Here is a 20,974-nt window from a genome sequence, read left to right as displayed (position 1 = left end):
GGTTCCTGCGCTGAGCCGGAGGCGTCCTCCCTGCGGAGGGGCCTGATCGCGGCCGCATCTCCTCCACAGGAAGGACGCACGCCCGGCCCGCGGCCGGTTGCCGTGGCCCGACGCGGAGCCCGGACGACGAGAGGCCCGACCCGGCTACCTCGTCGAAGATCCCCGCCCTGGAACGGCCCGGGTTCCGCGAGCTCGCCCGCTACACCCGCCCGGTGACCAGATCACCGTCTCCGAGCTCTACCGACTCTGCCGCGACCTCACCGACATCCTCGCCGTCCGCGACTGGTATCGCCGCCACGAGGTGACGCTGCGGGTGCTGTCGGGACCGTTGTCGAGCATCGTCGACCTCGCGGCGACCGACGCGACCACCACGATGCTGGTCAACCGGAACCAGCGTCGAGCAGACTCCCGCCGATCGCAAGGCGTACCGGATCTACCGAGACCGGCTCACCGCCGCCGGCGTACCGACCCGCAACCAGTCAGCTTGAGCGCTGTTCTGCGCACCGACACTTCACGCCACACCGCTGGTCAAAGCATATTCGCCCGATCCTCGGCGGATACTACGTAGACCCTGACTCCACCCGGTCTCAGCGACCACTACCGGGCTCCCCCGCAAGCACCTCCCCCACAAGAGACGGACCGACGACCCTCTCCCCTCTCTGCTTCTTTGGGTCGCCGCTGGGGTCCCAACACACCCCAGATCAGCGCAATAATTGGACATCTATATACTAGATAATTGATTTAGAACAGGGGGAGTAGTCGAGAGGCAGATGGAGGGAGGCAGATGGAGGAAACCCGCCTTAGCCGGTCAGAACGCCGGCCACGGGATCGCGCGCCAGTCCTCGCCCGGTGACGGGAACTCCCCCGCCGTGAGGAAGTCGTCCAACCGGGTCCGCAGGGCCCGGACCTCGCCGGTGGTGATGTGGTCCGCGAGCGTCGCGGCAACGTCGTCGAGGCCGGCACGCAGTGTCCGGAGCATGCCGACCACGTCCTCGGGCAGCCGCTCCCCCACCCACCCCCACAGCACGGTCCGCAGCTTGTGCTCGCTGTGCAGGCAGATCCCGTGGTCGACGCCGTAGACGTTGCCGTCGGTGCCGTGCAGCACGTGCCCGCCCTTGCGGTCCGCGTTGTTGAGCACCACGTCCAGGGCGGCCATCAGCCGCACGCTCGGGTGGTCGGCGTGCACCAACACCGCCGGCTCGCCGAACCGGTCGTGTGCCCGCAGCACCGCGCGCCAGCCCGCCGGCACGTCCTCGGGCGGGAGCACGTCGACCAGGTCGTCGCCCTCCTTGGTGTCGATCCACAGCTGCACCATGCCGGGGCCGAACGGCCCGGACCGCAGCACGGTCGGCGGGATCACCGACAGGCCGGCGGTGCGCGACACCAGGTAGGAGGCGACCTCGCGGCCGGCGAGGGTGCCGTCCGGGAAGTCCCACAGCGCGCGTTCGCCGCTGACCGGCTTGTACACGCAGTGCGCGGTCTCGTCGCCGCCGGAGATCGCGCAGAAGAGCGTGGCGTTGGAGGCGTCGACGAGGCGTCCCTCGATCGAGAGGCGTCCTCGGGTCAGCAGCTCGACGACACCCGGGTCAGACGGCAGCAACGTCCCTATTCCGCCTCGTCGTCCTCGGTGCGCCGGTAGCCGTTCTGCCGCGGGCAGACGTGCCCGGCCGGGTCGAGCGGCTCACCGCACAGCGGGCACGGCTTGCGGCCGGCGTTGATCACCCGGTCGGCGCGCTCGGCGAACGCCCGCGCCTCGGCCGGGGTGAGGAACACGCGTACCGCGTCCGGGCCCTCCTCGGTGTCGTCGAGCACGATCGACTCGTCGACCTCGTTCTCGGTGATCGCGAGCAGCTCGATCACGACGGCGCTGGTCTCGGAGTCCCACCCGAGGCCCATCGTGCCGACCCGGAACTCCTCCTCCACCGGCACGTTGAGCGGGTCCGCGTCGACCAGGTCCGGCGGCGTCTCGTCGGGCAGGTCCGCGCCGAAGCGGCGGTGGACCTCCTCCAGGAGCGACCCGATGCGCTCAGCGAGCACCGCCATCTGCTGCTTCTCCAGCGCGACGCTCACCGTCCTGGCGCTCTCGGAAGCCTGCAGGTAGAACGTACGGTCGCCAGGTTGCCCGACTGTGCCGGCGACGAACCGATCGGGCTGGCGGAAGACATGAATTACTCGAGCCATGACACCTCCGACCCTACGGCAAACGTCGCGTTCGAGCAGGCCTGTTCCCGCGCCGACACGCCCGCCGCCACGAACGTTATCGCCAGGTGGTCGGCCTCACCACGGCGGTGATGTTCCGCGGCCCGGCGCGTTAGGGTCTGCGCGTGGCGAAGATCGCAGAGTTCGGCAGTTGGGCGTCCCCGTTGACCGCCGAGGCGGTGGCCGCGGCCGGGGTCACCCCGAGGTGGGTGGACGTGCACGACGGCGTGGTCTGGTGGGCGGAGGGCCGGCCGAACGAGGAGGGACGGTCCGCGCTCATGCGCGAGGGACCGGACGGGACGCCGGTCGAGGTGCTGCCGGGGCCGTGGAACGTGCGCAACCGGGTGCACGAGTACGGCGGCCGGCCGTGGGTGGTCCTCGGCAGCACGGTCGTCTTCACGAACTGGGCGGACCAGCGGGTGTACGCGTTCACCGAGGGCGACGAGGAGCCGCACCCGCTGACGCCGGAACCCGAGCGGCACCAGGGCGTGCGCTACGCCGACCTCTCCCCCGGGCATGCCAACACGTCCGTGCTGTGCGTGCGCGAGACCGTCACCGGTGACCGACCCGTCGACCTCCGCCGCGACGTGGTGGAGGTGCCGCTCGACGGCACGGGGCCGCGCTCACTGGTCGCGACCCACCACTTCCTCGCCAACCCGCGCCTGTCCCCCGACGGCACCCGGCTGGCCTGGATCGGCTGGGAGCACCCGAACATGCCCTGGGACGGCACCGAGCTCTGCGTGGCGGAGCTGGGCCAGCCGCACCGCGTGCTGGCCGGCGGCCCCCGGGAGAGCGTCTGCCAGGCCGAGTGGGAGTCGGCCGGCTCGCTGCTCGTGCTCACCGACCCGGACGGCTGGTGGAACCTGTTCCGCGTCGGGCTCGACGGCACGAAGGTCAACCTGGCGCCGTGCGAGGAGGAGCTCGGCGGTCCGCTGTGGGTGCTGGGCAGCCGCTGGTTCGCGCCACTCGGCGGCGGCCGGTACGCGGTCCTGCGGTCGGACCGGCTGGCGGTGCTCGACGAGCACGCCGGCACGGTGACCGACGTCGACACCGACCTGACGTCGTGGTCCGCTGACCTGACCGCGCACGGCGACACGGTCGTCTCAGCGGCGGGCGGCCCACGGCGCGAGCTGGCCGTGGTGCGGCTGGACCTGGCGTCCGGGACCACCACGACCGTCTCCGGCGGCGAGGACGACACCGCCCTGGCCGACTACCTGCCCACCCCGGAGCACCGGGTGTTCACCAGCCCGGACGGCCGGCGGATCCCCGCGTTCGTGTACCTGCCGCGCAACCCCGGGTTCGTGGCCCCGGACGGCGCCGCGCCGCCGTTCCTCGTGAACGTGCACGGCGGCCCGACCGGCAAGTCCACCGACGTGCTCCGGCGCGAGATCGTGTACTTCACGAGCCGCGGCCTCGGCGTGGTCTCGGTGAACTACGGCGGCTCGTCCGGGTACGGGCGGGCGTTCCGGGAGTCGCTGAACGAGCAGTGGGGCGTGGTGGACGTGCAGGACTGCGCGACCGTCGCGACCCAGCTCGCCGAGGAGGGCGTCGCCGACGGGACGCGGCTCGCGGTGCGGGGCGGCAGCGCGGGCGGGTGGACCGCGGCCGCGTCCATGACCTCGGTGACCACCTACGCGTGCGCGACGATCATGTTCCCCATCCTCGACCTCACCGGCTGGACCGACCAGGGCGGTGAGACCCACGACTTCGAGTCCCGCTACATCGAGGGGCTGGTCGGCACGCTGCCCGAGCACGCCGCCCGGTACGCGGAGCGCTCGCCCAGCAACCACGTCGACTCACTCGCCGGGCCCGTCCTGCTGCTGCAGGGACTGGAGGACCAGGTGTGCCCGCCCGAACAGGCGGACCGGTTCGTCGCGAGCCTCGACGGCACCGGGCTCCAACACGCCTACCTCACGTTCGAGGGCGAGCAGCACGGGTTCCGGCGCGCATCGTCGGTGATCGCCGCGCTGGAGGCCGAGCTGTCGTTCTACGGGCAGGTGTTCGGGTTCGTCCCGCCCGAGGTGCCGGTGCTGGAGCTGAAGTCATGATGCGGATCAGGCCGCCGCGGCTGCGGCCGGGGAGCAAGGTCGCGCTGGTCGCCCCGGCGGGACCGGTGCGGGAGCCGTTGCTGCGGCGCGGGATCGGCATCCTGGAGAGCTGGGGCCTCGTCGTCGAGGTCGGCGAGCACGTCCTGCACCGGCACCCGACCCTGCCGTACCTTGCGGGGCTCGACGCGCACCGCGCCGCCGACCTGCAGCGCGCGTGGCGCGACCCCACGGTCGACGCGGTGCTGTGCGCGCGCGGCGGCTACGGCAGCATGCGGATCGTCGACCTGCTCGACTGGGACGCCATGGCCGAGGCCGGCCCGAAGCTGTTCACCGGGTCCAGCGACATCACCGCCCTGCACGAGGCCATGGGGTCGCGGCTCAACCTCGTGACGCTGTTCTCGCCGATCGTGGCGGGCGAGGTGTCGTTCGACGCGGGCGCGCAGAAGCACTTCCGCCAGACGGTCTTCGAGCCGGAGTCGGTGCGCACCCTGACCGGCCCCGCGGCGTCCGCGCTGTCCGACGGGGTCGCGAGCGGCGTGATCGTCGGCGGGAACCTGTCGCTGCTGTCCTCCGGCGTCGGCGCGGCCGACGCGTTCATCCCGCCGGACGGATCACTCGCCCTGCTGGAGGACGTGAACGAGGAGCCCTACCAGGTCGACCGCATGCTCACCCAACTGCTGCGGTCGGGCTGGTTCACCGGCGTCACGGGCGTCGCGCTGGGCTCGTGGACGGGCTGCGGCACCCACGAGGAGATCCGCGACGTCGTCACGGACCTCCTCGTCGGGCTGGGGCTCCCGATCGTGTGGGAGCTGGGCTTCGGCCACTGCCCCGACCAGCTGACCATCCCGCTGGGCGCCCGGGGGACCCTGGACGCCGACCAGGGCACCATCACGCTGGCGGAACCCGCACTCAGCTGAGCGCGGCACGCATCGCCCGGCCCGCGTCCCCGACCACCGACGCGCCGTGGCCGACGCACACGACGTCCGGGTCGAGGTCCGCGAGCCGGCGGAACGACTCGAGCATCGCGGTCCGGTCGACGTTGAACACACCGGGGATGACACCCTGCCCGGGCAGGGTGGCCACCGTGTCGCCGGCGAACACGACGCCGTGCGCGGGCAGATGAACCGCGATGCTGCCGGCCGTGTGACCGGGGATCGCCACGACGTGGGCGCCCCCGCCGAAGTCCAGCTCCTCCCCGCCGACCAGTTCGGTGTCCACCGGGGACGGCGGAATCGCGAGGGAGGTGATGCCCGACGCGGTGACCTGCTCCCAGTACGGGCGTTCGAACTCCGTGATCACCGGTTCCGCACGCCGGCGCTCGCCCCGCACAACCGGCGCGTCCGCGTGGTGCACGTACACCGGGGCGCCGTGCCACCCGCGGATCTCCGCCGCCGAACCGGCGTGGTCCTCGTGGCCGTGGGTCACGAGGATCCGCCGCACGGCCGACCGGGCGAGGCCGAGCGACGCGACGGCGGAGTCGATGGCCGCTCCGCTGCCGGGCGTGCCGGTGTCCACCAGCGTCAGCTCGTCGTCGTCCCGCCACAGGTACACCTGACCGAAATCCAGGTTCACCTGGTGCAGGGTGGGCAGCAGCTCGACGATCTCCATGCGCCCAACCTAGGAACTTACCGGGCCGGTCGGGGCCCGGTTTCGCTCTGGGCGCACGCCGTGGGGGCGCGGAGGCTCAGCCCGCCGGCAGCACGGCCCCGGTCTCCAGCAGCGACTTCAGGCTGGAGATGATCGCCGGCCAGCCCTGGCTGACGGCCTCCAGCAGCGTCGGCCCGCCCTCGTGCGTGACCGTCAGCCTGACGACCGGGCCGTCCTGCTGCTCGATGTCGAAGGTCACCGTCGAGCGGGGCTCCTCACGGAGCTTCGCCAGGTTCTCGTCGTCGAAGGCCTTCGTCGAGTCCGCCCACTCCTGGGTGAAGGTGTGCCACGTGTACGCGAGTCGCGTGTACGGGTTCGACTCCAGCACGACCTGCTCGGCGTCGGCGATCGTGATGCCCTGGTGGTGCCAGGTCATCGGCGACCCCTTGGCCCAGTCGGTGTCGAACGTGGTGCGCCAGTACCGCGTGGTGAACGCGGGGTCGGTGAGCGCCTGCCAGAGGCGTTCCGGGGTGGTGTTGATGTAGGTGGTGTAGACGAACTCGGGCCTGTTCACGGGAGCCTCCAAGGCGGACTTGAGGTCGGCGAGTGCGTGCACCCGCGCGCGGTCGTACTGGTTGATCCAGCGGTCGGCGATGGCGTTGATCGGCTCCGCGTTGACGTAGTGCAGCTTCTCCCGGCCCCGCCACACCGTGCTGACGAGGTTGGCGGCCGCCAGCACGGCGAGGTGCTTGCTCACCGACTGGCGGGCCATGTCCAGCCCCGCGCACAGTTCACGCAGGGTCTGGCCGTTGCGGGCGTTGAGCCGGTCGAGCAGCGCCCGCCGGCTCGGGTCGGCGAGGGCCCTGAACACGTCGTCCATCGGCCTCCGTTCGATATGCAGCCATCTGGTTGCCTAATTTATGCAGCCGTCAGGGTGCATGTCAAGGCAGGATGATCACCTCACTGCCGAGCGGGACGAACCCCTCGGTGAGGAAGGCGCGCAGGGACCGCGCGTTACCAGGCGCGACAGCCGCGAACACCGGCTCCCCGACGCACACGAGCCGTAGCGCCGCACGGACGAGCTGACGCCCCTTGCCGCGCTCGAACGCCTCCACGGACACCTCCGTGCGGCCCGCCAGCCCCGCCGCGACCGTCACCAGGCCGCGCTCGTCGCCATACACCCGTACCGCATCCCGCAGGGCCAGGGCGTGGCGCACTCTCGGGTGGTCCAGCAGGTCGGATCGGGCCGGCAGGCCACCGCCACCACGGCCGGGCGCCGCCAGGGTGACGTCGAGGGTGCCGACCTCGCCGTCCGGGCCGGCCAGCTCCCGCAGCACCTCGGGCCGCAGCGCCGAACCGAACCCGTCCAGCCCCGGGAGCCGCCGGTCCGTCGCCAGGTAGGCGCGCCCGGTCAGCGACACGACCGCCACCTGCCCGTTCGGCAGCGGCGGCAGGAACACCGCCCGACCGTCGGCCGGCGGGTACTCCCCCACCGCTGCCGCCAGGAGCACCGTCAAGAGCGGGTGCACAGCCATCCCTCCCCTTCCGACCGGCCAGACCCTCGCTGTCGGCGACCTACTCGTGCCGGTCCGGGCGACAACCCACTATTCACGAGACCGTGCCTCCTCGAGGCTTGTTTTTCGACCCGCCTGACCCGTGCGAAATAATTGGACATCTATATTATTAATATTTGATTCAGGGGAGGAGTACCAGGTCAGGAGCAGATGCCGCCCTGGGTGAGGCCTGGCGCTAGTAGAACTTGCGGCGACCTGCGGCGATTCTCGCGAGAACAGCCACCGGCCCCGACTTTGACCAGCCGCTTCCGCGACGGCGAAGTCGATCCAGCCGTGTGGTACTAGGCGCGTGCGGTGAACACCGGCTGGTAGTAGCCGCCCGCCGCCGGCTCGGTCCACGCCACGTCGGTGAACCCGGCGCCGAGGAGCGCGGCGGTCAGTTCGGCCCGCCGCAACGCGCGGAACGTCGTGGACCGGACCACCGTCCGCCACTCGCCGTCGCGCTGGCGCAGGATGAACATGTGGATGCGAACGGTCCGCAGCGTGTCGTCCCACTGCCACGCCTGGCCGTAGATGCGCGGCTCCCCGTCGACGTCCACGACACCCGGCATCACCCCGCCGGTCCGGTCACGCACTAGCGCGTCGTAGTCCCGGATGCTCCCCGCGAACAACCCGCCCGGCGCCAACCGCCCGTGGATCGCCGTGAGGGCGGCCGCCACGTCGGCGTCGGTGAGCAGGTGGGGCAGTGAGTTGTCGAAGGAGATGACCGCGTCGAACGTCGAGTCGACCACCTCGCCGAGCCGGCGCGCGTCCGCCTCCACCCACCGGACCGCGAGGTCGCGTTCACGGGCCAGCTCCGCGGCCCGTCCGAGTGCGGCGGCGCTGTAGTCCGAGCCGACCACCCGGTAGCCGCGCGCGGCCAGCGGCAACGCCTGGGTGCCGATCCCGCAGGTGCAGTCCAGCACGTCCGCGGGTGGTGCCACGCCGTGCCGGGCCAGCAACGCGCCGAGTACCTCGCCCTGCCGGTTCGCGCTCTCCCACCAGTCGCGGAAGATCAGGTGGTAGTCGTCGGCGAGCTGGTCGTAGAAGTCCCTCGGGTCGGACACCGGCAACGGAGCGGCCGGCACCGGCCCGAAGTCCGCGTGCGTCATACCCGCAGTGTCATACCTGGCGCGTCCGCCGCACCAGCGCGTAACCCGCGAACGCCGACAGCGCGATCGCGACGAACATCAGCGGCCACTCGTACAGCAGCTGCTCCCCCGACGGCGAGTACGGCGCCACCATGAACACCGACACGCCCGCCGCCACCGCCAGCCGGCGCGGTCGCCACGGCAGCGCCGCGCCGATCGCGAGGCCCCAGGTCAGGTACCACGGCAGCATCGTCGGCGACAGCACCGCGACGAGGAACAACGCGACGGCCGCCCGCCGTACCGCGTCCGTACCGCCGTCGCGGGCGAGCCACCACTGCCGCACCAGGAGCACCGCGAGCACGACCTCGCCGAGGATTCGCGTGACGGTGACGAACGGGTCGCGCGAGGAGTCCACGAAGATGGCGGCCAACCCGTGGACGATCTCGCCGAGCGCGGTGGGCGGCGACAACCAGTTCACCAGGCGGGAGGACGCGTTGACCATGGACAGCCAGCCGAGGTCGACCCCGGCCAGCAGGGTCAGCGCGGCGAACACGACCACGAACACGCCGAGCGCGCACGCCGCCGCGCGGACGAGGTTGCGCCAGCGGGTCGAGGACAGCCGGTTCGCCCACACCCACACGAGGAACGGCAGCGCCACGGCGGAGCTGGCCTTGACCGCGACGCTGACCGCCACGACCGCGATCCCGGCGGCGTGCCTGCCGTCCAGCACGAGCAGCGTGCCGGCGGCGAGGAGGCCGATCATCATGAGGTCGTTGTGCGGCCCGCCCACCAGGTGTACGACGGTGATCGGACCGGCGATCAGCAGCCACGTGGCGACCGGCAGCCGCCCGCCGAGGTGCCGCACCAGCCCCGGCAGCGCCCACACCAGCAACGCGAGCCCGGACAGCTGGATGAGCCGGGTGACGAGGATGCCGGCGTAGACGTGCTCGCCGACCAGCCAGACGGTGAGCTTGGCCAGCAGGATGAACAGCGGGCCGTACGGCGCCGGTGTGCCCTGCCAGAACGGGTGGACGTTGTTGAGGATCTCCGAGTCGTGGCCCAGGACCGTCGGCGGCACGGTGAACGGGTCGTGGCCACCCAGTGCGACCGCGCCCTGGGCCAGGTAGGAGAACACGTCCCGGGTGAACAACGCCGGCGCGAACAGCATCGGCACGGTCCAGCACGCCGCGGCGACGAGCACGGGCCGCGTACCCACCCGGCCGGCGATGGCGTGGCGGCCCAGCCGGATCCACGCCACGACCATCAGCGCGTAGCCGAGGTAGACGGCGAACTCGGCGAGCATGCGGCCGTGTCCGTAGTTCAGCCAGTCCAGCGGACCGGTCAGGAACGGGTGCCGCACCGAGCCGGCCGCGGCGGCGAAGCTGCCGGCGAGCAGCAGCAGGCTCCCGGCGGTGCCGAGGACGATCGTGGGCCGGGTCCTCGCCGGCTCGGCTGGAACGGGGTCCGCGGCGGTTTCTGCCGTGTCAGCGATCAACGCTCGGCCCGCCCGGCAGGAGCGGCTCGCGGGCGGGGAACAGGTTCAGCGGGTCACGGCGCAGCAGGGACTGCCCGGCGACGACCGAGACGCCGGCGGCGAGGGCCATGAACAGCCAGTTGTAGAGCAGGTCGTCACCGGCCGGTGTGTAGGTCAGGACCAGGAACACGGCGAAGGTGACCAGGACGGCGAGCTGGCGGCGCTCCCAGCGCAGCGCGGCGGCGATCACGGCGCCCCAGGCGAGGTACCACGGCAGCGTGGCCGGCGACAGGACGGCGAACGCGAACAGCGCGATCGCGGCGCGGCGGACGGCGTCCGCGCCGCCGTCGCGGGCGAGCCACCACTGGCGGACCAGGACCCAGATCATGAAGACGACGCCGACGATCCGCATCAGCGTCACGAACCAGACCTTCGGCAGGTCGGCGAAGATGCCGACCAGGCCGTGCAGGATCTCGCCGGCGCCGGTCGGGACGGACAGCCAGTTGACGATCGCGGTCGGCGCGTCCAGCGCGGAGATCCAGCCGAGGTTGACCCCGGACACGGCCGTCGCGGCCGCGAACGTGACCACGAAGATGCCGACCGAGGCCGCACACGCCCGCGCGAAGTTCCGCCAGCGGGTCGACTCCAGGTGCCCGGCCCACACCCACACGAGGAACGGCAACGCGACCGCGGCCGTGACCTTCACCGCCACCGCGAGCGTCACCACGACCATGCCGAGGACGTGTTTTCGGTCGAGCACCATGACCGTGCCGACCGCGAGCAGGCCCACCATGAGGACGTCGTTGTGGGGGCCGCCGACCAGGTGCACCACCGTCATCGGCCCGGCCACCGCGAGCCACAGCGCGACCGGGAGCCGCCCGCCGAGGTGGCGGACCAGCCCCGGCATCGCCCACACCATGAGCGCGACGCCGATGACGAGGCCGAACTTCATGAGGATGACGCCGGCGATCATGTTGGTGCCGGTGATCGAGATGACGCCCTTGGCCAGCAGGATGAACAGCGGCCCGTACGGCGCCGGCGTGGCCTGCCAGAACGAGTCGACGTTGTCCACCACGGGCGGGACGTCGAGGATGCCGGGACCGACCGAGTAGGGGTCATAGCCGTGCAGCGGGAGCGTGCCGTAGGCGATGTAGAGGTAGGCGTCCCGCGAGAAGACCGGCGGCGAGAACAGCATCGGGATGGTCCAGCACAGCGACGCGATGAGGACCGGCCGGGTGCCGACGCGCCGGGCCAGCACGTGCCGCCCGAGCAGCACCCACGCCCAGACGACCAGGGCGAAGCCGACGTAGAGGACGAGGGTGGCCAGTATGCGTCCGTGGCCGTAGCGGATCCAGGAGAACGGCCCGCGGCCGATCAGCGGATCCTGGGCGAGGATCGCGCCCGCACCGAGCGCGCTCACGAGGATCAGCAGGCTGCCGATGGTGCCGAGGGTGATCGTGCGCACCGGAAACGCGGGCGCGCGGCGATCGGTCGCTGGCGCCGGTGTCGTGTTCTCGATGGTGCTCACTGCGGGGGGCACCCCGTGGGCGTCGGTGGTGGTGGTCATGGCGGTCTGAGATTACACAGGCCGGTTGGTCCGATCGCCGGAACCGTGGTCTTTCACAGCACCGGACGTGCCGGCGGTGCCACCGCAGGTGATCACGGCACCAGGTTCGCGACCGCGTCGGCCCTGGACAGGGAGTCGTGTGCCACGGCCGGACCAGCGGTCACGCCGATCCTCACGCCGCGAACACCTGGTCGTCGTCGGCGAAGGCCTTGAACTCCAGCGCGTTGCCGGCCGGGTCGAGCAGGAACATCGTCCACTGCTCGCCGGGCCGGCCCTCGAAGCGCACGTACGGCTCGATCACGAACTCCGTGTTCGCGGCCCGGAGCCGGTCGGCCAGGCGGTGGAACTCGGGAACGGTGAGGATCAGGCCGAAGTGCGGCACGGGGACGTCGTGGCCGTCGACCGGATTGTGGACGCGTTCGGTGCGGGTCGGGGCCAGGTGCGTGACGAACTGGTGGCCGTTGAGGTTCCAGTCCACCCAGGTCTCGGCGCTGCGGCCCTGTTCGAGACCGAGGACCTCGCCGTAGAACCGGCGAGCGGCGGTCAGGTCGTCGACGGGCATGGCCAGGTGGAAGCGGGGGATCTCCGGCATGTCGTGATGTTAACATTCAGACAAGCGAAGGAGGTTGCGTGACGAGTACCACCGGCGGCGTGGTCCCCGCCCGGCGCCGAGGGCTGGCCGAGGAGGTCGCCGACAGCATCCGTGAGGCCATCTTCGGTGGGCGGTACGCGCCCGGCGCGCAGCTGCGCGAGGTGGAGCTGTCGCGGGCGCTGGAGGTCAGCCGGGGCCCCGTGCGCGAGGCGTTGCTGCGGCTCGAACGGGAGGGCCTGGTCCGCAGCACCTGGCACCGGGGCACGACGGTGACCACCCTGTCCCCCGACGACGTCGCCGAGCTGGACAGCCTGCGCGGCGCGCTCGAGCAGCTGGCGGTCACCAGGGTGGTCGAGGTGGCCACCGACGCGGACCTGGCCGCCATCGAGAACGCCGCGAGCCAGATGTCCCGGGCGCCGGACCCCCACACGATGGTCCGCCACGACATCGAGTTCCACGACGCGGTCTACGCGGCGGCCCGACACACGCGGCTGGCGGACGCCTGGACGGCGATCCGGTCCCAGGTCTACCTGTTCCTGCTCACCCGGATCGGCGTGAGCACCGCGGACTACCTGCCCCAGATCCCCGCCGAGCACCGGGAACTGGCGGCGGCGCTGCGGGCCAGGGACGTCGAGGCCGCGCTGGCGCTGTTCGCCGTCCACCGCCGTCACGCCTTCGAGGTACTGACCACCGGCCCCGACACGGCGAGTCAGTACCGGTCCGCGCCCTCGACGTCACGGTAGAGCGAGTAGGGCTCGGGGATGCGGAAGGTGGGGTGCGGTTCCCGCAGCCACCGCTCCTCGACCTCGACGCCGGTCCGCTGCTCGAGCTGGGCCATGCACACCTGCCACGCGAGATCCGGGTCCACCCGCGGCCCGATCGCCCACCCCGGCCGGCGCTCATCCCCTCGCGGCTCGGGCTCGAACGAGAAGAGCGACTCGAACCGGGCGACGATCGTCCCGTCGACCGCCTGGGTCACCATCCCGGCGCCGTTGACGTTCCAGGTGACGCCGTAGGACCACCCGCCACCAGCCGAGCACCGACGGGCGATCTCCGGGAAGGAGCCGCTCCACCCGTTGTGCTCGAGGGTCGCGGTGAACTCCGCACCCGTCACCACCTGCACGAACAGCTCGACACCGCCGGGATCGGGACCGCGGTGCCGGTCCATGTCCACGAACGCCAGCTCCCCCATCGGCTCCCCACGACCACCCCCGTAGATCCGCACCACCTCGTCGACGGACCGCCGCTGCATCACCGCCACGGTCCACCCCTCGATCCGGTTGACCCAGGCGTACTTCCCGACCAGAGCGTCGAGTGCCATTCGCGCTCCTACCCGCAACGCTGCTTCCGCCCCAAGCCAGCCCAAATCCGGGCCGCGAGTACGGACGCAGCGGCCCAGATCAGATTCCCGGACAAAGACTCTACTCTGCGTGTCGCTGCCAATACTGGCCGTGAGAAGGCCAACTCAGCCGCTTGACACAGGGCTTTCACTACCTCGTGCCGTTGGCTCATTCGAATGGGTGGACGGAAGGGCCGCCAACAGTGACCGTGTGTACGAGTGCTGCGGGTTGTTCAGCACCTCGTCCACCGGGCCGACCTCGACCAGTTCGCCCCGGTACATCACCGCCACCCGGTCGGCGATGTTCCACGCCAGGCCGAGGTCGTGGGTGATCACCAGGGCGGCGAGGTCCAGCTTCGCCCGCAGGCGCAGCAGCAGGGCCAGGATCTCGCCGCGTGCGGACGCGTCCAGGGACGCCACCGGCTCGTCGGCGACCAGTAGCTTCGGTGCCAGTGCCAGCGCGCCCGCGATCACCACGCGCTGCCGCTGGCCGCCGGACAGCTGGTGCGGCAGCAGCGGCATGAACTCCGCGGGCGGGCGCAGCTCGGCCGCGTCCAGTGCCGCCGCCACGTGCTCGCGTTCGTCGCCCGGCACGCGGTGGATGCGCAGGCCTTCGGCGATCGCCTCGTAGACCGAGTGTCGCGGGTTCAGCGCGCTCGTCGGGTCCTGCAGCACCAGCTGCACCTCCCGCCGGTACGCCTTCAGCCCCCTCGACGAGCGGGGCACCGGCCTGCCGTCGTAGCGCACCTCGCCGCTCGTGGGTTGCTGCAGGCCCAGGATCGTCCGCGCGAGGGTCGTCTTGCCCGAGCCGGACTGGCCGACCAGCGCCACGATCTCCCCGCGCCGCACCGACAGGTCGACGCCCGCCACCGCGTGGGTGACGTCGCGACCGCGGAACGTGACGTGCAGGTCCGACGTCCGCAGCAGCTCCTCCCCCGGCGTCGGGGCGGGCAACTCCAGTGGGCTCGACGTGGCCGGGGCGTACCGGGACGCCGGGTCGCCGACCGTCGGGAACGCGGCGGCCAGGGTCCTCGTGTGCTCGTGGCTGGGCGAGGTGATCACCGAGGCGGACGGGCCCTCCTCGACCACCGACCCCTGGTACATCACCGCCAGCCGCTTGCACGTCGACGCCAGCACCGCCAGGTCGTGGCTGATCATGATCAGCCCGATGTCCTTGCGCGCCACCAGGTCCGACATCAGCGCCAGCACCTGGGCCTGCACGATCACGTCGAGCGCGGTCGTCGGCTCGTCGGCGACCACCAGCCGCGGCTCGCACGCCAGCGCCATCGCGATCATCACGCGCTGCTTCTGCCCGCCGGACAGCTCGTGCGGGTACGCGTCGCCCTTCGCCACGGGCAGCTCGACCTGGGTGAGCAGTTCGTTCACCCGCTTGCGCAGCGCCGGCGCCGACACCGGGGTCTTGCTGTGCAGCTCGATCGGTTCGGCGATCTGGTCACGCACCCGCCGCACCGGGTTCAACGCGTGCATCGCGCCCTGGAAGACGATCGCCGCCGACGTCCAGCGCACGGCACGCAGCCGGCCCCAGCTCATCGTGGTGACGTCCTCGCCGTCCAGCAGGATCTCGCCGTCGATCGCGGCCGTCGGCGGGAGCAGGCGCAGCACGGACATGGCGAGCGTCGACTTGCCGCAGCCCGACTCCCCCGCCAGCCCCAGCGTCTCCCCCGCGTCGAGCGTCAGCGACACCCCGCGCACGGCCTCGATATCGCGGTTGCGGTACCGGACGGACAGGTCCCGCAGTTCCAACAGCGGCACGTCAGCCCTCCCGCAGTCGTGGGTTCAGCACACCCTCCAGCGCACGACCGACCATCGTGAACGCCAGCACCACGATGCCGATCGCGATGCCGGGAGGTAAGAGGTACCACCAGGCGCCGGCGATGATGGCCGAGTCCAGCCAGGCCGAGCGCAGCATCGACCCCCACGACGGCCGCATCGGGTCCGGGTCGCCGAGGCCGAGGAACGACAGCGTCGACTCGGCCACGATCGCCGACCCGACCGCGAGGGTCGTGTTCACGAAGACCAGCGGCAGCACCGCCGGCAGCACGTGCTTGCCGATCACGTGGAGGTGCCCGCCGCCCAGGGCCCGCGCCCGCTCGATGTACGGGCGCGCCTCGATCGTCAGCGTCTGCGCGCGCACCAACCGCGCCGCCGCGGGCCACGAGGTCAGCCCGATCGCGAGGATGATCGTGCCGATCCCGCGCTCCAGCACCGTGGACAGCGCGATCGCCAGCACCAGTGACGGCAGCACGAGGAAGAAGTCGGTGAGCCGCATCAGGCCGGCCGACACCCACCGGCCGAAGTGCGCGGCCAGGATGCCGATGACCGTGCCGATCCCCACCGACAGCAGCGTGGCGGTGAACCCGACGGACAGCGAGACCCGCGCGCTCCACCAGGTCAGCAGCAGCACCGAGCGGCCGGGGCGGTCCGTGCCGAGCCAGAACTCGCCGCTCGGCGACTCCAGCCGCCCGCCGGTGGCCTTCGTGACATCCAGGCCGTCCCGGTCGGACAGCACCGGCGCGAGCACCGCCAGCAGCACGATCACCACCAGCAACACCAGGCCCACGAGACCGGACCGCTGCCTGGCGAACTCCCGCCAGCCCGCCGCGAACGCCGCACCGCGGCGGTGCCACGCCAGAGCCCGTGGAGATGGACTGCTCATGCCGCACGCACCCTCGGGTCCAGCACGCGGTACAGCAGGTCCGCGAGCGTGTTCATCAGGATCACCGCGCCGGCCAGGACGATGAACGTGCCCTGCAGGAGCGGCAGGTCGTTCTTGGTCAGCGCGTCGTAGGTCAGCAGGCCGAGGCCGGGCCAGGAGAACACCGTCTCCACGCTGATCGCGCCCGCGATCACGAACCCGAGGTGCAGGAACACCAGCGTCACCGTCGGCAGCAGCGCGTTCGGCACCGCGTGCCGGCGCCGCACCAGGTCTTCACGCAGCCCCTTGGCCCGCGCGGTGGTCAGGTAGTCCGCGCCCATCTCCTCGATGAGCGAGGACCGCATCACCAGTTGGTACTGCGCGTAGGTGACCGCCACCAGCGTGACGGTCGGCAGCACCATGTGGTGGGCGACGTCGACCGCCTGTGAGAAGAAGTCCGGTGGCGTGTCGGAGTTGACGATCCCGGCGGTCGGGAACCACCCGCTCGTGGCGGCGAGCAGGAGCATGCCGAGCCAGAACGTCGGCGTCGACCACAGCGTGAGCGCGACGCCGGTGGACAGCCGGTCGAACAGGCTGCCCCGCCGCCACCCCGCCCGGGTGCCCAGCCACAGCCCGAGCGCCACCGAGATCAGCGTCGACACGCCGACCAGCAGGAGCGTCGGCCAGAGCCGCTCGCCGATCTTCTGCCAGACCGGCACGTTGTAGAAGTACGACTCGCCCATGTCGCCGTGCAGCAGCGCGCCGATGTAGTGGAGGAACTGCTGCCACAGCGGCAGGTCCAGCCCGTACTTGTGCTCCAGGGCGGCCATCATCGCCGGGGTCGCGGGCCGGCCCCGGGTCATGGTCTGCACGACGTCGCCCGGCAGCGCCCGGAACAGCAGGAAGCCGAGCACGACCACCAGGGCGAAGCTGATGAGGCCGCCGCCGATCTTCGTCAGCACGTAGCGGAGTGCCCCGCCACCACGGGTGGGTGGCGGAGCCTCCGCGAGTGCCTCCTCCGTCGGGATGAGGATGTCCGACACGGTGTTCGCTTACTCCCGCTCGTCCGCGGTCCTGCGGCGGCTCCGCACGACGAAGAACCCGCCGACCAGCAGCACCAACACGACCGCGCCGATGATGCCGAGGATCAGCCCGGTGTTCGAGCTGTCCTCGCTGGCCGCCTGCGAGGTGTCGGCGCCGGTGGCGGTGTTCTCGCCGTTCTTGCCGAACACGGGGACGGGACCCTCGCCGGCCGGGGTGGCGCCGTAGTAGCCCCAGTAGCCCTGCTGGTTCATGATCACGCCCTTGGCGGGCTGCAGCGGGAAGCCCTCGAAGGCCTTCTTGTTGTAGGCCTCCAGCGCGTTGTCGTACCCGAGGATGACCAGCGGCGCCTGGTCGTAGAGCCGCGCCTGCATCTGCTTGACGATGTCCTGGCGCTTGGCCGGGTCCAGCTCCGACAGCTGCTTCTTGTACAGGTCGTCGTAGGTCTTGTCGCAGAAGAACGAGTCCGGGGTGCCGCCCTTGCCCTCGGCGTTGGGGCGGTTGGCGCAGGTCTGCAGCGACAGGACGTAGTCCGGGTCGGGGTTGGCGTTCCAGCCGGAGAACGCGAGGTCGAACTCGCCACGCGTGGTGGCCTCGTTGATCTGCGTGTCCGACACCGGCTGGATCGTGATGTTGAGGCCGATGTCCTTCAGCCAGCCCTTGATGAACGGGCCCGCGTTCTCGTCGACGACGTTCTCCGCGTGCGCCAGGAGCCGCAGGTTCAGCGGCTGGCCCTGCTTGTCCAGACGGATGCCGTCCGGGCCCTTCTTGTAGCCGGCCGCGTCGAGTGCCTTGTTGGCGGCGGCGAGGTCGAACTTGCGGACCTCGTCACCCTGCGGCTTCCACGCGTAGTCCTTGAACGCGGGTGGGATGTACCCCGCGGCCTCGGTCGCGTAGCCGCCCCACACCTTGTCGACCAGCGTCTTCGAGTCGATCGCCTGTGCGATCGCCTGCCGCAGCTTGACGTCCTTCAGCGCGGGGTTGCCGTTGCCGATCGGCGTGCCGTCGTTCGTCGCCGCACCCGGGTTGATCACGATCTCGTTGAACCGGCGGTTCTGCGCGTTGTTCAGCGCGACATCCGAGTTGCCCTGCAACGCGTCGAACTGGGTCGGGGTGAGCCGGTTGACCAGGTCGATCTGCCCGCTCTGCAGCGCGGTGACCGCGGCGTCGGAGTTGCGGTAGTAGATGAAGTGCAGCTCGTCGATCTTGGCCTTGCCGCGCCAGTAGTGCGGGTTGGCCTTCATCTTGGTGAACTGGGCTTCCTTGAAGTCCGTCACGTAGAACGGACCGCTGCCCACCATGGGGAACTGCGGCTCGGCGCCGATGTCGGCGACCTTCGACCAGACGTGCTCCGGCACGATCGGGACGTCCAGGGCCAGCATGGTCGACTGCGGCACCTTGGTCTTGATGACCAGGGTGTAGTCGTCCGTCGCCTTGACCGACTCGAACTGGGCGACGTAGCTGCCGTTCGCCGTGCGCGCGGTCTCGTCGGAGAGCATCTTGTTGAACGTGAACGCCGGGTCCTTGGCGGTCAACGGCTGCCCGTCCGACCACTTCACGCCCTTGCGGATCTTGAACGTCCACGTCAGCTTGTCGTCGGAGGTCGTCCAGGACTCGGCGAGGCTCGGCTCCACCGAGTAGTCCTGCTGGCTGTAGACCGTCAGGTAGTCGAAGTTGGCCCGCAGGATGTCTGTACCCGTTCGGGTGATAGAGATGAAGGGGTTGAGTGAGTCAACCTCCTGTGTGACGCCGATGCGGAGTATCTTGGGGCTCTGTGCGCCGGCCGCCTCGGCACCGGCCGGTGCCGCGACCGGGCCTGTGACCAGGGCCGACGCCATGAGGGTGACACCGAGCGCCCGTAGCGTCGATCTCACGATGATCACCTCTTCCTCGTAAGTTGGAAGGAAGTAACCACTTAGAGGTGCTTGAAGTCAATCTGTGTCTGCAACGGTGTGCCAAGACGTAACGTGTGGTGCTGTGCGGATCATGATTTCAGCCGACATGGAAGGCGCCAGCGGCGTCACCTGGACGGCGGACGTGCAGGTCGGAACCGATCAGTGGCAGCGTTTCCGAAACATCTTCACCAGCGACGTGAACGCGGCGGTCGCGGGGCTGTACGCGGGCGGCGCGACCGACGTGCTGGTGAACGAGGCCCACTCCAGCCAGCGCAACATCCTCCTCGAGGACCTCGACACGCGGGCACGCCTGCTCATCGGCAGGCACAAGCCGCTGTCGATGATGCAGGGCATCGACTCCGGTGTGGACGGCGTGGTGTTCCTCGGATACCACACCGGCGCCGGGGTCGAGGGTGTGCTGTCCCACACCTACCTGCCCAACCAGATCACCGGCGTGTGGCTCGACGGCGTGCACGCGAGTGAGGGCCGGCTCAACGCGGCACTCGCCGCCGAGCACGGCGTCCCGGTGCTCCTCGTCACCGGCGACGACCTGACCTGTGAGGACGCCGGGTCCTACGCCCCGGACGCGCGGACGGTCGCGGTGAAGGAGTGCGTGAGCCGGTACGCGGCGATCTGCCTGCCGCCGTCGGTGACCGCGGCGGCCATCGAGGAGGCGGCCAGGGCCGGCATGGCCCACGCGGGACGTTTCCCGGGCGCGACCGGCGGGCATCGCATCGAGGTGGAGTTCGACGCCGCGCACCTTGCCGCGGCGGCCGCGGTGGTGCCGACGGTGGAACAACTCGACGTGCGGCGTGTGGGATTCGACGCCGCCACCATGACCGACGCGATGAAGGCGTTCAAGGTGGTCACGGCGATCGCCAGCAGCGCCGTGGAAGGAAGCTATGGGTGAGTTGGCGGTCGATGAGCTGTGCGCGGAGCTGATCAGGTTCGACACCACGAACCTCGGGGACGGGGAGTCACTGCTCGGTGAGCGGGCGATCGCCGAGTTCATCGCCGAGTACCTGACCGACTTCGGGTTCCGGCCCGCGCTGCTGGAACCCTCACCCACCAGGTCGAACGTGGTCGCCCGGGTGCCGGGGGCGGACCCGTCGCTGCCGGCGCTGCTCGTCCAGGCCCACCTGGACGTGGTCCCGGCGGACGCGACGGAGTGGACCGTGCCGCCGTTCGCCGGCGAGATCCGGGACGGCTACGTGTGGGGCCGGGGCGCGGTCGACATGAAGGACATGTGCGCCACCCTCCTCACCGTGCTGTCCCGCTGGTCGGCGGGCGGCACGGTGCCGCGGCGGGACATCGTGCTGGCGTTCGTGGCCGACGAGGAGGACCGCGGCCAGTGGGGTGCCCACTGGCTGGTCGACAACCACCCGTCGCTGTTCGAGGGCTGCGCGGTGGCCATCGGCGAGTCCGGCGGCTACACGGTCCGCGCCAGGCACGCGGACGGGAGCCCGGTCCACCTGTACCCCGTCGCGACGGCCGAGCGCGGTACCGCGCACCTGCGCCTCACGGCGACCGGCCGGGCCGGCCACGCCTCGCGGCGCAACGACGAGAACGCGGTGACCACCCTGGTGCACGCGCTGTCCAGGCTGGCCGCCCACCGGTGGCCGGTGCACCTGACCCCGGCGGTCCGCGCGTTCCTCGACGCCGCCGGCCCGGCGCTGGGCATCGAGGTCGACCTGTCCGACATGGACGAGACGCTGCGCCGCCTCGGCCCGGCCGCGAAGATCATCGAAAACACCGTCCGCAACAGCACGACGCCGACCGTGCTCGAGGCGGGCTACAAGGTGAACGTGATCCCGGGTTCGGCGACCGCGCTGGTGGACATCCGCGTGCTGCCGGGCACCGAGGAGGAGCTCCTCGCGGAGGTCGACCGCCTGGTGGGCCCGGACGTGCGGCGCGAGTTCGTGCAACGGCAGG

At 71.0% G+C, this 20,974-nt stretch carries 19 protein-coding genes; 5 read left to right on the top strand and 14 right to left on the bottom strand.

Annotated features, from left to right (window positions below; translation table 11 throughout):
• Nucleotides 1–808: 808 nt before the first annotated feature.
• Together ACJ73U_RS05770 and ACJ73U_RS05765 are read right to left on the bottom strand one after the other, a co-directional pair.
• Nucleotides 809–1,600, bottom strand: coding sequence for an SCO1664 family protein (locus tag ACJ73U_RS05770; protein ID WP_407776471.1), 792 nt, complete (start codon nucleotides 1,598–1,600; stop codon nucleotides 809–811).
• A gap of 5 nt (nucleotides 1,601–1,605) precedes the next feature.
• Nucleotides 1,606–2,181: a DUF3090 domain-containing protein gene (locus tag ACJ73U_RS05765; RefSeq protein ID WP_407776470.1), complete on the bottom strand. Its 576-nt coding sequence runs from the start codon at nucleotides 2,179–2,181 to the stop codon at nucleotides 1,606–1,608.
• A 143-nt stretch (nucleotides 2,182–2,324) separates the two neighbouring features.
• Here ACJ73U_RS05765 and ACJ73U_RS05760 point away from each other — a divergent pair, with 143 nt between their 5' ends.
• Nucleotides 2,325–4,247, top strand: a complete 1,923-nt coding sequence (locus ACJ73U_RS05760) for a prolyl oligopeptidase family serine peptidase (RefSeq protein WP_407776469.1) — start codon at nucleotides 2,325–2,327, stop codon at nucleotides 4,245–4,247.
• Entirely contained in the window at nucleotides 4,244–5,164 is a 921-nt protein-coding gene (locus ACJ73U_RS05755) for an LD-carboxypeptidase (RefSeq protein WP_407776468.1), read from the top strand. The genes ACJ73U_RS05760 and ACJ73U_RS05755 overlap by 4 nt, the downstream gene beginning before the upstream one ends.
• On the opposite strand, the gene ACJ73U_RS05750 is transcribed toward ACJ73U_RS05755, so the two are convergent.
• The 7 genes from ACJ73U_RS05750 to ACJ73U_RS05720 form a co-directional block, all read right to left on the bottom strand.
• Nucleotides 5,157–5,855: an MBL fold metallo-hydrolase gene (locus ACJ73U_RS05750; protein ID WP_407776467.1), complete on the bottom strand. Its 699-nt coding sequence runs from the start codon at nucleotides 5,853–5,855 to the stop codon at nucleotides 5,157–5,159. The two genes, ACJ73U_RS05755 and ACJ73U_RS05750, sit on opposite strands and share 8 nt — an antisense overlap.
• Nucleotides 5,856–5,931: 76 nt before the next feature.
• Complete coding sequence (locus tag ACJ73U_RS05745; protein WP_407776466.1) at nucleotides 5,932–6,714, bottom strand: ArsR/SmtB family transcription factor; 783 nt, start codon at nucleotides 6,712–6,714, stop codon at nucleotides 5,932–5,934.
• Between the two features lie 61 nt (nucleotides 6,715–6,775).
• Entirely contained in the window at nucleotides 6,776–7,363 is a 588-nt protein-coding gene (locus tag ACJ73U_RS05740) for a hypothetical protein (protein ID WP_407776465.1), read from the bottom strand.
• A 326-nt stretch (nucleotides 7,364–7,689) separates the two neighbouring features.
• The gene (locus ACJ73U_RS05735) at nucleotides 7,690–8,499 is read right to left on the bottom strand and encodes a class I SAM-dependent DNA methyltransferase (protein ID WP_407776464.1); all 810 of its coding nucleotides are present in this window, start codon (nucleotides 8,497–8,499) and stop codon (nucleotides 7,690–7,692) included.
• 10 nt (nucleotides 8,500–8,509) lie between these two features.
• Nucleotides 8,510–9,973, bottom strand: coding sequence for a polyprenol phosphomannose-dependent alpha 1,6 mannosyltransferase MptB (gene mptB / locus ACJ73U_RS05730; RefSeq protein ID WP_407776463.1), 1,464 nt, complete (start codon nucleotides 9,971–9,973; stop codon nucleotides 8,510–8,512).
• Nucleotides 9,963–11,519, bottom strand: coding sequence for a polyprenol phosphomannose-dependent alpha 1,6 mannosyltransferase MptB (gene mptB, locus ACJ73U_RS05725; protein ID WP_407776462.1), 1,557 nt, complete (start codon nucleotides 11,517–11,519; stop codon nucleotides 9,963–9,965). Before mptB (ACJ73U_RS05725) ends, mptB (ACJ73U_RS05730) begins: the two co-directional genes overlap by 11 nt.
• A gap of 172 nt (nucleotides 11,520–11,691) precedes the next feature.
• Nucleotides 11,692–12,111: a VOC family protein gene (locus ACJ73U_RS05720; RefSeq protein ID WP_407776461.1), complete on the bottom strand. Its 420-nt coding sequence runs from the start codon at nucleotides 12,109–12,111 to the stop codon at nucleotides 11,692–11,694.
• Between the two features lie 38 nt (nucleotides 12,112–12,149).
• On the opposite strand from ACJ73U_RS05720, the gene ACJ73U_RS05715 reads away from it, so the two are divergent.
• Nucleotides 12,150–12,854, top strand: coding sequence for a GntR family transcriptional regulator (locus ACJ73U_RS05715; RefSeq protein ID WP_407776460.1), 705 nt, complete (start codon nucleotides 12,150–12,152; stop codon nucleotides 12,852–12,854).
• Here ACJ73U_RS05715 and ACJ73U_RS05710 read toward each other — a convergent pair.
• From ACJ73U_RS05710 to ACJ73U_RS05690, 5 genes are all read right to left on the bottom strand, one after another.
• Nucleotides 12,821–13,432, bottom strand: a complete 612-nt coding sequence (locus tag ACJ73U_RS05710; protein WP_407776459.1) for a hypothetical protein — start codon at nucleotides 13,430–13,432, stop codon at nucleotides 12,821–12,823. The two genes, ACJ73U_RS05715 and ACJ73U_RS05710, sit on opposite strands and share 34 nt — an antisense overlap.
• Before the next feature lie 144 nt (nucleotides 13,433–13,576).
• The gene (locus ACJ73U_RS05705) at nucleotides 13,577–15,223 is read right to left on the bottom strand and encodes a dipeptide ABC transporter ATP-binding protein (protein WP_407776458.1); all 1,647 of its coding nucleotides are present in this window, start codon (nucleotides 15,221–15,223) and stop codon (nucleotides 13,577–13,579) included.
• A 1-nt stretch (nucleotide 15,224) separates the two neighbouring features.
• Nucleotides 15,225–16,127 carry an ABC transporter permease gene (locus tag ACJ73U_RS05700; RefSeq protein ID WP_407776457.1) on the bottom strand — a complete coding sequence of 301 codons (903 nt, stop codon included), beginning with the start codon at nucleotides 16,125–16,127 and terminating at the stop codon, nucleotides 15,225–15,227.
• Nucleotides 16,124–17,149 (bottom strand): ABC transporter permease, encoded by a 1,026-nt coding sequence (locus tag ACJ73U_RS05695; RefSeq protein ID WP_407776456.1) that lies wholly within the window; start codon nucleotides 17,147–17,149, stop codon nucleotides 16,124–16,126. Before ACJ73U_RS05695 ends, ACJ73U_RS05700 begins: the two co-directional genes overlap by 4 nt.
• Nucleotides 17,150–17,158: 9 nt before the next feature.
• Nucleotides 17,159–18,985 carry an ABC transporter substrate-binding protein gene (locus tag ACJ73U_RS05690; RefSeq protein WP_407776472.1) on the bottom strand — a complete coding sequence of 609 codons (1,827 nt, stop codon included), beginning with the start codon at nucleotides 18,983–18,985 and terminating at the stop codon, nucleotides 17,159–17,161.
• A gap of 139 nt (nucleotides 18,986–19,124) precedes the next feature.
• Here ACJ73U_RS05690 and ACJ73U_RS05685 point away from each other — a divergent pair, with 139 nt between their 5' ends.
• On the top strand, nucleotides 19,125–19,952 hold the full coding sequence (locus ACJ73U_RS05685; RefSeq protein WP_407776455.1) for a M55 family metallopeptidase: 828 nt from the start codon (nucleotides 19,125–19,127) through the stop codon (nucleotides 19,950–19,952).
• A partial coding sequence (locus ACJ73U_RS05680; RefSeq protein WP_407776454.1) for a M20/M25/M40 family metallo-hydrolase occupies nucleotides 19,945–20,974 on the top strand: 1,030 nt, incomplete at its 3' end. The genes ACJ73U_RS05685 and ACJ73U_RS05680, both read left to right, overlap by 8 nt.

Origin of the sequence: Actinophytocola sp., assembly GCF_045807065.1 — a bacterium.
In the GTDB taxonomy this organism is placed as follows: domain Bacteria; phylum Actinomycetota; class Actinomycetes; order Mycobacteriales; family Pseudonocardiaceae; genus Actinophytocola.
Note: the sequence above shows the minus strand (reverse complement) of the source record. Positions and strands in the feature narration are given on the sequence as shown.

What these genes read in the sequence shown, in the direction of transcription:
- mptB (WP_407776462.1), bottom strand. Translation starts at nt 11,519, where the DNA reads ATGACCACCACCACCGACGCCCACGGGGTGCCCCCCGCAGTGAGCACC.
- ACJ73U_RS05755 (WP_407776468.1), top strand. Translation starts at nt 4,244, where the DNA reads ATGATGCGGATCAGGCCGCCGCGGCTGCGGCCGGGGAGCAAGGTCGCG.
- ACJ73U_RS05690 (WP_407776472.1), bottom strand. Translation starts at nt 18,985, where the DNA reads ATGGCGTCGGCCCTGGTCACAGGCCCGGTCGCGGCACCGGCCGGTGCC.
- ACJ73U_RS05720 (WP_407776461.1), bottom strand. Translation starts at nt 12,111, where the DNA reads ATGCCGGAGATCCCCCGCTTCCACCTGGCCATGCCCGTCGACGACCTG.
- ACJ73U_RS05765 (WP_407776470.1), bottom strand. Translation starts at nt 2,181, where the DNA reads ATGGCTCGAGTAATTCATGTCTTCCGCCAGCCCGATCGGTTCGTCGCC.
- ACJ73U_RS05700 (WP_407776457.1), bottom strand. Translation starts at nt 16,127, where the DNA reads ATGAGCAGTCCATCTCCACGGGCTCTGGCGTGGCACCGCCGCGGTGCG.
- ACJ73U_RS05735 (WP_407776464.1), bottom strand. Translation starts at nt 8,499, where the DNA reads ATGACGCACGCGGACTTCGGGCCGGTGCCGGCCGCTCCGTTGCCGGTG.
- ACJ73U_RS05750 (WP_407776467.1), bottom strand. Translation starts at nt 5,855, where the DNA reads ATGGAGATCGTCGAGCTGCTGCCCACCCTGCACCAGGTGAACCTGGAT.
- ACJ73U_RS05710 (WP_407776459.1), bottom strand. Translation starts at nt 13,432, where the DNA reads ATGGCACTCGACGCTCTGGTCGGGAAGTACGCCTGGGTCAACCGGATC.
- ACJ73U_RS05745 (WP_407776466.1), bottom strand. Translation starts at nt 6,714, where the DNA reads ATGGACGACGTGTTCAGGGCCCTCGCCGACCCGAGCCGGCGGGCGCTG.